This window comes from Micromonospora sp. BL1, from assembly GCF_003667485.1.
GTDB classification, from domain to species: Bacteria; Actinomycetota; Actinomycetes; order Mycobacteriales; family Micromonosporaceae; genus Micromonospora; species Micromonospora tulbaghiae.
In genome coordinates, this window is sequence record NZ_RCVK01000385.1 from 1 (window position 1) to 11014 (window position 11014).

The 11014-nt window shown below is 72.1% G+C and carries 9 protein-coding genes; 6 read left to right on the top strand and 3 right to left on the bottom strand.

Features of this window, described 5'->3' with window-relative positions; genetic code table 11:
• Window positions 1–125: 125 nt before the first annotated feature.
• Together ccrA and mce are read right to left on the bottom strand one after the other, a co-directional pair.
• Window positions 126–1481, bottom strand: coding sequence for a crotonyl-CoA carboxylase/reductase (ccrA, locus tag EAD96_RS28475; protein WP_121686413.1), 1356 nt, complete (start codon window positions 1479–1481; stop codon window positions 126–128).
• A gap of 280 nt (window positions 1482–1761) precedes the next feature.
• Complete coding sequence (gene mce, locus EAD96_RS28480) at window positions 1762–2226, bottom strand: methylmalonyl-CoA epimerase (protein ID WP_120573410.1); 465 nt, start codon at window positions 2224–2226, stop codon at window positions 1762–1764.
• 61 nt (window positions 2227–2287) lie between these two features.
• Here mce and EAD96_RS28485 point away from each other — a divergent pair, with 61 nt between their 5' ends.
• Both EAD96_RS28485 and meaB read left to right on the top strand, forming a co-directional pair.
• On the top strand, window positions 2288–3481 hold the full coding sequence (locus EAD96_RS28485; RefSeq protein WP_120573447.1) for an acetyl-CoA C-acetyltransferase: 1194 nt from the start codon (window positions 2288–2290) through the stop codon (window positions 3479–3481).
• Window positions 3482–3559: 78 nt separating this feature from the next.
• Window positions 3560–4495 carry a methylmalonyl Co-A mutase-associated GTPase MeaB gene (gene meaB / locus EAD96_RS28490; RefSeq protein WP_233586206.1) on the top strand — a complete coding sequence of 312 codons (936 nt, stop codon included), beginning with the start codon at window positions 3560–3562 and terminating at the stop codon, window positions 4493–4495.
• Window positions 4496–4528: 33 nt separating this feature from the next.
• Here meaB and EAD96_RS28495 read toward each other — a convergent pair whose 3' ends face one another.
• On the bottom strand, window positions 4529–5173 hold the full coding sequence (locus tag EAD96_RS28495; protein ID WP_120573449.1) for a TetR/AcrR family transcriptional regulator: 645 nt from the start codon (window positions 5171–5173) through the stop codon (window positions 4529–4531).
• Between the two features lie 145 nt (window positions 5174–5318).
• On the opposite strand from EAD96_RS28495, the gene EAD96_RS28500 reads away from it, so the two are divergent.
• The 4 genes from EAD96_RS28500 (at window position 5319) to EAD96_RS28515 (ending at window position 10446) form a co-directional block, all read left to right on the top strand.
• Complete coding sequence (locus EAD96_RS28500; protein WP_233586204.1) at window positions 5319–7457, top strand: ABC transporter permease; 2139 nt, start codon at window positions 5319–5321, stop codon at window positions 7455–7457.
• 92 nt (window positions 7458–7549) lie between these two features.
• Window positions 7550–7960, top strand: a complete 411-nt coding sequence (locus EAD96_RS28505) for an Asp23/Gls24 family envelope stress response protein (protein WP_121686410.1) — start codon at window positions 7550–7552, stop codon at window positions 7958–7960.
• 114 nt (window positions 7961–8074) lie between these two features.
• Entirely contained in the window at window positions 8075–8791 is a 717-nt protein-coding gene (locus tag EAD96_RS28510) for a FadR/GntR family transcriptional regulator (protein WP_233586205.1), read from the top strand.
• Between the two features lie 191 nt (window positions 8792–8982).
• A complete protein-coding gene (locus EAD96_RS28515) occupies window positions 8983–10446 on the top strand; it encodes a P1 family peptidase (RefSeq protein ID WP_121686412.1) in 1464 nt (487 codons plus the stop codon).
• Window positions 10447–11014: the final 568 nt, after the last annotated feature.

Below are 11014 nucleotides of genomic sequence, written 5' to 3' on the forward strand. Positions count from 1 at the left end.
GGTCGGGATTCTGCGGGGAAGGCGGCGCGAAAAGGGCCGCGGGTCGGCACCCGCGGCCCTTTGTGCGTACGCCGGTCGAATGGCGCCCCGGTCGGCCGGAAAGGCAATCCGGGGCGACCGTACGGTCAGTGACCGCGGAACCGGTTGATGGCGCTTTCGTGGCGCGAACGCATCTCGATGTCCCGGACGCCGAGCCCGTCGGCGGGGGCGAGGCACCGCACGCCGACCTTGCCCTGGTGCGCGTTGCGGTGCACCTCGTACGCGGCCTGGCCGGTCTGCTCCAGCGCGTACGTCTTCGACACGGTCGGGTGCACCCTGCCGAGCGCGACCAGCCGGTTGGCCTGCCACGCCTCGTGGTAGTTGGCGAAGTGGCTGCCGACGATCCGCTTGAGGTGCATCCACAGGTAGCGGTTGTCGTACTGGTGGTTGAAGCCGCTGGTGGAGGCGCAGGTGACGATCGTGCCGCCCTTCTTGGCGACGTAGACGCTGGCGCCGAACGTCTCCCGGCCCGGGTGCTCGAAGACGATGTCCGGGTCCTCGCCGCCGGTCAGCTCGCGGATGCGCTCACCGAAGCGGCGCCACTCGTCCTGGTCCTGGGTCTGCTCGTCGGACCAGAACTTGAACCCCTCGGCCGTGCGGTCGATGACCAGCTCGGCGCCCATCTTGCGGCACAGTTCGGCCTTCTCCGGCGAGGAGACCACGCAGACCGGGATCGCGCCGCCGTTGAGCGCCATCTGGGTGGCGTAGCCGCCGAGGCCGCCGGAGGCGCCCCAGATCAGCACCACGTCGCCCTGCTTCATGTTCGCGCCGTGGTGCGAGACGAGCTGCCGGTACGCGGTGGAGTTGACCAGCCCGGGGCTGGCCGCCTCCTCCCAGCTCAGGTGGCGCGGCTTCGGCATCAGCTGGTTGGCCTTCACGATCGCCAGCTCGGCCAGGCCGCCGAAGTTGGTCTCGAAGCCCCAGATCCGCTGCTGCGGGTCGAGCATCGTGTCGTCGTGACCGGCGGAGTCCTCCAGCTCGACCGACAGGCAGTGCGCGACCACCTCGTCGCCGGCCTTCCACTTGGTCACGCCCGGCCCGGTGCGCAGCACGACGCCCGCGGCGTCCGAACCGACCACGTGGTACGGCAGGTCGTGGCGGCGGGTCAGCTCGGAGAGCCGGCCGTAGCGCTGCAGGAACTTGAAGGTGGGCAGCGGCTCGAAGATGCTCGTCCACACCGTGTTGTAGTTGATCGCGCTGGCCATCACCGCGACGAGCGCCTCACCCGGGCCCAGCTCGGGGGTGGGGACCTCCTGCACGTGCAGCGCCTTGCGCGGGTCCTTGTCGCGGGTGGCCATGCCCTCGAACATGCGGGTGTCCTCGGCACGCACCACCACGCCCCGGTAGCTCTCCGGCACGGGCAGGGCGGCGAGGCCGGCGAGCTCCCGCTCCGGCTGCGACGAACCCTCCGCCGCCATGATCGCTTCGAGGATGTCCTGCACGGTGACCTCCCGTTTGTCCACACCCGCACGACGCGGGCAGGGGTGCTGCCATCGTCGGCGCCGGTGCGACGGGACCGCCATGTCGGCAATCGACACATTCGGCACCGGTCGCCGCTGCTGTTCGGGCGGACGTTACTGAACGGTAGCTAAAGCGGGAACCCCTCTGTGAAAAACTGCATCCACCGATGCGTGGAGCTGTCCGTGGGAACGCGCAAGCGCGCACTGTCGCGCGCGTTCCCACATGCCGGGAGGGGGCCGCGGCCGACCCCCTCCCCGCACGTCAGGCCGGCTGGACCAGCTCGATCAGCACGCCGCCGGCGTCCTTGGGGTGCACGAAGTTGACCCGGGAGTTCGACGTGCCGCGCCGGGGTGCGTCGTAGAGCAGCCGTACGCCGCGCTCGCGCAGCGCCGCGCAGGCCACGTCGATGTCCGCCACCGTGTACGCGACCTGCTGGATGCCCGGACCGCGCTTGTCCAGGAACTTGCCGATCGTGGTGTCCGGCGAGAGCGGGGCGAGCAGCTGCACCATGCCGCCGGAGGCGTCCGGCCCGACCGCCAGCATCGCCTCGCGTACGCCCTGCTCGTCGTTGGTCTCGGTGTGCACGCAGCGCATCCCGAACGTGCGCTGGTAGAAGTCGATCGCGGCGTCCAGGTCGGCCACGGCGATCCCGACGTGGTCGATGCGGCGCAGGCCGATGTCTGTGACAAACTCGGCAGCGGGCTCGACGGGGGAGTTCTCAGCCATGACGCTAGTCTGACCGAACAATCGTTAAGGCGTACAGGTCGGCACCCCTCGGAGGCAGGCAATGGCTTCGGTGATCGTCAGCGGCGCGCGGACCCCCATGGGGCGCCTGCTGGGCAACCTCAAGGACCTCCCCGCGACCAGGCTCGGTGGCATCGCGATCAAGGCGGCCCTGGAGCGCGCCGGCGTCGCGCCCGAGCAGGTCCAGTACGTGATCATGGGCCAGGTGCTCCAGGCCGGCGCCGGGCAGATCCCGGCCCGGCAGGCGGCCGTCGAGGCCGGCATCCCGATGTCCACCCCGGCGCTGACCATCAACAAGGTCTGCCTCTCCGGGCTGGACGCGATCGCGCTCGCCGACCAGCTCATCCGGGCCGGTGAGTTCGACGTCGTGGTGGCCGGCGGCATGGAGTCCATGACCAACGCCCCGCACCTGCTGCTCGGGCAGCGCTCCGGCTACAAGTACGGCGACGTGACGGTCAAGGACCACATGGCCCTCGACGGCCTCACCGACGCCTGGGACTGCTGCTCGATGGGCGAGTCCACCGAGCGGCACGGCGCGAAGCACGGCATCACCCGCGAGGAGCAGGACGCGTTCTCCGCGGCCAGCCACCAGCGTGCCGCCGCCGCCCAGAAGAACGGCCACTTCGGCGACGAGATCACCCCGGTGGTCATCCCGCAGCGCAAGGGCGACCCGCTGGTGATCAGCGAGGACGAGGGCATCCGCCCGGACACCACCGCCGAGTCGCTCGGCAAGCTGCGTCCCGCCTTCACCAAGGACGGCACCATCACCGCCGGCAGTTCCTCGCCGATCTCCGACGGCGCGGCCGCCGTGGTCGTGATGAGCAAGGCCAAGGCCAAGGAGCTGGGCCTGACCTGGCTGGCCGAGATCGGCGCCCACGGCAACGTGGCCGGCCCGGACAACTCCCTGCACTCGCAGCCGTCCAACGCGATCAACCACGCCCTGAAGAAGGGCGGCCTGAGCATCGAGGACCTCGACCTCATCGAGATCAACGAGGCGTTCGCGGCGGTGGGCATCCAGTCCACCCGTGACCTCGGCATCAGCCCCGACAAGGTCAACGTCAACGGCGGCGCGATCGCGCTCGGCCACCCGATCGGCATGTCCGGCGCCCGCCTCGTACTCACGCTCGCGATGGAGCTGAAGCGGCGCGGCGGCGGCACCGGCGCGGCGGCGCTCTGCGGCGGTGGCGGCCAGGGCGACGCGCTGATCATCCACGTGCCGAACGGCGCCGAGAGCTGATTGCTGATACCTGTGAACGATGCACAGAACGCCCCGGCGGCGGCCTCCGGGCCGGTGCGCCGCAGCCGGGACGTACCCATGCTGGTGGAACGGGCCCGCGCGGGTGACCCCCGCGCGGTGGCCCGGCTGATCACGCTGGTCGAGTCCGGCGACGAGGTGCTGCCGCAGGTCGCGGCGGCCCTCGCGCCGTACGCCGGGCACGCCCAGGTGGTCGGCCTGACCGGTTCGCCCGGCGTGGGCAAGTCGACCACCACGAACGAGCTGGTACGCGCGCTGCGGGCGCGCGGGCACCGGGTCGGCGTGCTGGCCATCGACCCGTCCAGCCCGTTCACCGGCGGCGCGATCCTCGGTGACCGGGTCCGGATGCAGGACCACGCGACCGACCCGGGCGTCTACATCCGCTCGATGTCCAGCCGGGGCCACCTGGGCGGGCTCTCCGCCGCGACGCCGCAGGCGGTGCGCGTGCTGGAGGGTGCCGGGTGCGATGTGGTGCTCGTCGAGACCGTCGGCGTCGGGCAGGCCGAGGTGGAGGTGGCCTCGCTGGCCGACACCACCCTGGTGCTGCTCGCGCCGGGCATGGGCGACGCGATCCAGGCGGTCAAGGCCGGCATCCTGGAGATCGCCGACGTCTTCGTGGTCAACAAGGCCGACCGGGACGGCGCGGACGCCACCGTCCGTGACATCCAGGGCATGATCGCGCTCGGCGAGCGCGGGCCGGGGGAGTGGCGCCCGCAGGTGGTCCGCTCGATCGCCGCCCGCGGCGAGGGCATCGACGACATCGCCGCCGCGATCGACAAGCACCGTGACTGGCTGGAGCGCCACGATGAGCTGCGCCGCCGCCGGGAGGCGCGGGCCGCCGCCGAGATCGAGGCGATCGCGCTGGGCGCGCTGCGCGCCCGGATCGGCTCACTGCGCGACGGTACGCAGCTCCCGACGCTCGCGGCCAAGGTGGCCGAGGGCGCCATCGACCCGTACGCCGCGGCGGAGGAACTGATCTCCCAGCTCGGCTCCTGAGGCGCGGCCGGCCGGGTCGTCCCGGCCGGCCTCTCAGAGTTCCGCGTCGGTGAGCGGGTTGGCGGTTCCGGCCCGGCTGACCGGGGCCGCCAGCATGCCGGCGATGGCGTCGGCGAGGAAGTCCCCGACGTCCAGCCAGCGCGGGTCCTGCCCGTCCTGTTCGGCGCGGGCCTCGACCTCGGCGGTGGCGGTCATGACGATGCGGGCGATCAGGGCCGCCCGGCCGGCCACCACCCCCGGATCGAGGTGCGCCAGGCGGGACGCCAGTGAGGCGCGGACCGGCAGGTCGACGAAGGCCGACTCGAACGCCTCGCGCATCAGCACCCGCAGCGTCGGGTCGTGCAGGGCCTGGGCGAGGAAGCGGGCCCGCCAGCTCGGCCGGGGCAGGCTCGCGAGCACCGCCATGGACGGCTGCACGAGGCTGCGTACGTCGCCGAGGACCGAGTCGGGCTGCTCGGGCATCGCCCGGCGGGGTCCGGCGAGGGCGTCCATGTGCCGGGCGATCAGGGCCCGCAGCAGGCCCTCCCGGCCGCCGAAGTAGTAGCGCACCGCGGAGTGGTTGGTGTTGCCCGCGACCTCGGCCACCCGGCGGTCGGAGACCTGGGCGATCCCCTCCTCGGCGAACAGGCGTTCGGCCGCGTCGAGCAGCGCGACGCGGGCTGCCTCCGACCGTGCCATGACCGCACCTCTCCTCGTGGACCGCGCGACTGTGGCGCAGGCCAAACCTAGTCGTTTCGTGGTCCGGCGCCGACGTCACCTACACTGCGTAAGTCAGTTGACTTACATTCTGGCCGTCGACGCGGCCGCCAACCCAGTCCGGAGCATGCCTGTGCCGTCCACCACCGACCCGGCGACCGCCGAGCCGAACGCCGCCGACCGCAAGGAGCGGATCATCCGCTCGGTCGCCCTCTTCGTCATGCCGTTCCTCATGGTCACGATGATGTTCGCGACGTACATGGCGACGATGCACTCGCCCCACCCCCGGCAGATGCCGGTGGCGGTGGTCGGCAGCGGCGCCCAGGCGCAGGGCGTCGTGGACGCGCTCAACGCCACCCCGGGAGAGCCGGTCGAGGCCCGGCTGGTGACGTCCCGGGACGCCGCGGTCGAGCTGCTGCGGGACCGGGAGATCACCGGCGCGCTGCAACTCCCGGCCGCCGGGTCGGACCAGGCGACGATCTTCACGGCGTCGGCCGCCGGGGCCTCCGGCGCCGCCACCGCCCAGCAGCTCCTCGCCCCGGTCGCGGTGCAGCAGCAGTGGACGGCCACGACCGAGGAGGTCGCCGCGCTGCCCGACGAGGACCGGGCCGGCATCGCCGTGCTGTTCGCCGCGATGGGCATGATGCTCGCCGGCTACGTGCCGCTGAGCCTGCTCCTGATGGCCACCCCCCACCTGCTGCGCCTGCGGCGGTTCGTCCCGCTGGTCGCCGGCTGGTCCGCGCTGACCAGCACGATCGTCTGGCTGATCCTCGGCCCGGTCGTCGGCGCGGTGGACGGCCACTACCTCACGTTCCTCGGTGTCGGCGTGCTCGCCACCGCCGCCGTCGGTCTCGCCCAACTGCTGTTCACCAAGCTGATGGGCCCGCTGGCGGTCCTGCTCGGGATGCTGCTCTTCGTCGTGTTCGGCATGCCCGCGTCGAACCTGGCGCTGCCGGTCCACACGATGCCCGGGTTCTTCCAGTTCCTGCACGGCGTACTGCCCCTGCCGGCGGCCGGCGAGGCGCTTCGGTCGGCGCTCTACTTCGACGGCCGGGGCATCGGCGTCCACCTGCTGACGCTCGCCGCGTGGATCGTCGCCGCCGTGGCTCTCTGCCTGCTCAAGGAGCGCGGTGGAGCGCCCATCCCGCAGGCGCCGCAGGTCGACGGCCCGGACACGCCGCTGCCCGCGCTCGCCGGCGGGCCGCCGCGGTCCAAGCGGTTCCGGTACGCGACGGTCGCGGCGTTCCCGCTGAGCATCCTCGTCGTCGTGGTGGGCCTGATGAGCTTCTCCATGCACAAGCCGGAGCCCCACGACATCCCGGTCGCGGTGGTCGCCGCCGTCCCGGAACAGGCCGAGCGGGCCGCCGCCGGGCTGCGGGCGGGCCTGAACGGCGTCGCCGACATCTCCGTGGCCGCATCGGTGGACGAGGCCCGGGAGCGCATCCTCGCGCGTGACCTGGTCGCCGCGTACGTGCTGCCGTCCACGCCCGGCGGCGAGGCCGTGCTGTACTCGTCCTCGGCCGCCGGGTCCAGCCAGCACACCATGGTCCAGACCATGTTCCGGCAGGTGGCGGCCGGGCAGCAGATGCCACTGGCGGTCACCGACGTGTCGCCGCTGAGCGAGACCGACACGATGGGCAGCAACAGCCTGTACGTCGGCATGTCCTGGATCATGTCCGGCTTCCTGATGCTGGCAGTGCTCCGCGGCGGGGCGCCGCACATCCGGCGGCTGCGCCAGTTCCTGCCGATCCTCGGTGGCTGGGCGATCGGCATGTCCACCTGGCTGTGGCTGCTGTTCGACGTGATCATCGGCGCGGTCAACGGGCACGCCCCGGAGATGATCGGCTTCGGCGCGCTCACCATCTTCGCCGTGTCGCTGGTGACCGCCGTGTTCACCCGTACCTTCGGCCTCGCCGCGATCGTCCCGATGATGGTGGTGCTGATGATGGCCGGCGTGCCCGCGTCCGGCGGCGGCCTGTCGATCTACATGGTGCCGGAGTTCTTCCGGACGCTCCAGGGCGTCCTGCCGCTGCCCGCCGCCGTGGACACGGCCCGATCGCTGGTCTACTTCGGCGGGGTCGGCGTCGGGCGGAACCTGGCCGTCGTGGCGGTCTGGGCCGCGGTCGGCCTGCTGCTCAACCTCGGCGTCGACCGGTGGCTCCGGCGTCGCGAGCAGGCAGCGGGTGGCGGCGGGCCGCACCCGGTGCCGGGCACCTCCGGCGGGCTGGACGGGATCGGCGAGCCGGCGCCGGCCGGGGCGCGCTGAACCCGGCGGCCGTCCACTGCGGACCGCCTCCGTCCAGTACGCTCGCACCGCCCCACGCCGTCGGCGCGGGGCGGTGCGACGGGTGGGAGAGCATGGCTGACGAGGCGACCCAGGAACTTCAGCTGACGCCGGACGCGGTGGCGGGCGGGACCACGCACGTCTCCGACGAGGTGGTGGAGAAGATCGCGGTGGCCGCCGCCCGAGGGGTGCCCGGCGTGGCCGAGCTGGGCGGCGACGTGGCCCGGTTCTTCAACGCGGTGCTCGACCGGGTCGGGCTCGACCAGGTCGGCGACGCCCGGCGGGGCTGCACGGCCCACGTCACCAACGGCGCGGCCGTGATCAACCTGGTCCTCGTGATCGAGGCCGGCCACCCGGTTCCGCAGGTGACCGACGAGGTACGCATCGCTGTCGCGTCCGCCGTCGAGGCGTACGGCCTGCGGGTCGACGAGATCAACATCAAGGTCGACGACGTGGCGATGGGCTCGCCGCCTCCCACGGCCTGACCCTCCCTGTCCGACGGGCCAACGACCCGTACCGTTGTTCACAGCGGCGCGAGGCCGCCGTGCGTCGGGAGGTTCGCCATGCCGAAGGGTGTCTCGTTCGCTCCAGTGCGCACCGTGAGGGCGTACGAGGGGATCGTCCGGCAGGTCGAGGAGCGGATCGCCGCCGGGGATCTGCGGCCGGGGGACCGGCTGCCGAGCGAGCGCGAGCTGACCACGCAGTTCGACGTCAGCCGGTCCACCGTGCGTGAGGCGCTGCGCGTGCTGGAGAGCAGCGGCCTGATCCGCTCGCGCCCCGGTGACCCGCTCGGGCCGCAGGTGATCGCCTCGACGGCCTCGGCGATGCGCAAGCTGTTCGCCCGGGTCGTGGACAGCCGGCGGCTCGGCGTGGCGGAGCTGCTCCAGTTTCGGATGATCATCGAGTCGGCTGCGGGTTCCGTCGCCGCCCGGATGGCGTCACCGTCCGAGTTGGACGAGCTGGAGCAGGCGCTGGCGGGCATGCGCGACGCGGTGGCCGACGGCTACGAGGCCTTCAGTTCGGCCGACGTCCGCTTCCACGAGCACGTCGCCCGGCTGTCCGGGAACGAGTTGCTCGTGCTCTGCCTCGACGCGGTCCGGAGCATGGTGCTCGACCTGATCTCCACCAAGCTGGCCGAGGCGCCGGACCGTGAGGCCCTGATGGAGCGCACGCTGGCCCACCACCGCCGCGTCCTCGACGCGATGCGCGCCGGGGAGGCCGACGAGGTCACCCGGCTGACCCGCGAGGAACTGCACCGCTACTACGCCGAGTACGTCCCGGAGGCGCAGCGCTCGATGGTGGACGTATTGCTCTGAATCCGCCTGATGTGGCCTGACCTCGGATTATCCGAGTCGGCCATCAGCTGAGCAGGCTCTTCCCTTCAACTGGTCTGACCAGTAGCCTCCCCCACATCTCGTCGTGTACCACGGGGGACCACCAGTTGCCCAATGCATCGACCGCCCCGGACCGGGGCGGAGGTCGCACCGCTTCACATGGGAGAAGCTGCATGAAGTCGTCCAGATTCGCCGCGATCGCCGCGGCAGCCCTGGTCTGTCCGGGACTCGTGCTCGTCGCGTCGCCCGCGTCGGCCAACCCCGCCGCCGGCGCCCCGGGCGCCCACAACGCCATCACCGACGTCCCCGGCATCCAGGTCGGCCAGGTCCAGTCCGACACCGCTCCGTACCTGACCGGCACCTCGGTCGTCTACATGCCGCAGATGTCCGTGGCGAGTGTGGACCAGCGTGGTGGCGCCCCCGCCACCAAGGAGACCGACCTGCTCAGCCCGCTCAACTCGAACCCGGGCGTCAACGCGATCCAGCTCGGCGGCAGCAGCATGTACGGGCTGTCGGCCACCAACGGCATCATCCGCTGGCTGGAGGACCGGGGCGAGGGCGTACGCGTCGGCGCCGGAGGCGTGGCCCCGATCGTGCCGGCCGCTGACATCTTCGACCTCGGCCGCGGCGGCGACCCGAAGGCCCGCACGTCCGCCGAGTGGGGTTACCTCGCGGCTCAGGCCACCTCGGACGGTCCGGTCCGTCAGGGCGGCGTCGGCGGCGGCACCGGCGCCCGTGGCGGCGGCATGCGCGGCGGCGTCGGCACCGCGAGCGTCCACCTCGGCGACGGCATCTACGTCGGAGCGATGGTGATCGTCAACCCGGCCGGCTCGCCGGTCGACCCGGCCGACTGCACCCTGTACGGCGTCAAGTACGGCATCGGCGACGAGTTCGCCGGGTACAAGGCTCCCAAGAAGAAGGAGTGCAACCCGCCGACCCCGCCGGCCGCCGCCGCCGAGCAGCCGGCCAACACCACGATCGCCGTGGTGGCCACCAACGCCCCGCTGGAGAAGGCCGCCGCCCAGCGCATGTCCGGCAACGCGCACGACGGCATGGCCCGCGCGATCAGCCCGATCCACACGCTCGGCGACGGTGACACCGTGTTCGCCGTGTCCACCGGCAAGGGCGAGGCGCTCCAGATCAACGACCCGGCCGACAGCCGCCAGCTGAACGCCATCTTCAACGCCGGTGCCAGCACGCTCGCCCGTGCCATCGCCAAGGCGGTCCTCTCGTCCGAGAGCATCGGCAACACCACCAGCTACTGCGACCGCTACCCCTCGGCCTGCAAGGGCATGAAGCAGCTCAAGCAGTGGCGTACGCAGGGCAACGCCCCGGACGTGACCCCGGAGACCTTCGCCCAGGCGTCGCAGGCGCTGGCGCAGACCCCGGTCCCCGCGCCGGCCGGTGCCGACAACGGCAAGGGCAAGGACAAGCCGAAGCCGAAGGCCGCTCCGGCGGGCAACACCACGCAGCAGGAGTCGCAGAACGGCATGGTCCTCGCCTCCGGCAACACCGGCGGCCCCACGCTCTCCACGGGCGTGACCACGGGCCTGCTGGCCGCCGCCATCCTCGGCGTCGGCCTGCTGGGCATGCACCTGCGGGGTCGCCGCCGCGCGACGTCCGGCCGGCTCAGCTGACACAGCCGCTGTCTCACCTCGCGCCGGCACCGTAGGCGCGTGACGATCGAGGCGGGTCCCGTCCACCCGGACGGGGCCCGCCTCACGTCGTTCCAGCCCGCCGGTGGATCGTCCGCGCTTTGGTGCGACCGTCGATCTTGGAGTTGTGGCACCTCGCACAGCTCGCATACAGGGCATCCCAGGAGCCACAACTCCAAGATCGACGGAGCGGGGCGTTCAAGGCCGCCGCTTCGCAGCACGCCAGCTCCTGGGCCGGTGGAGCGTGAGTGGGGATGCGCTGTCCTCGCCAGCTCGCTGCGTCGCGCTGGCGCCGAGCACAGAGGCCGCGCCCCGTAGGGCTGGACGTGGTCGTCGGCGGGACGGAACGCGTCTTACCCGCGGTTCGGCCCTCGCCCGGCAGTGCGTTGTGCCGACGCCCCGCGCCCTCGGGCACGTAGGCAGCACACCTCGACTGCGCAGTCCGCTGCGTACGGTCCACGGCTCCCGGGCGTCCCCGGCCCTCCTAGCCCGTCGATCTTGCACTTGGTGCCCCGGCGAACGGGGTGAAATCTGCCTCTTATACCCATCT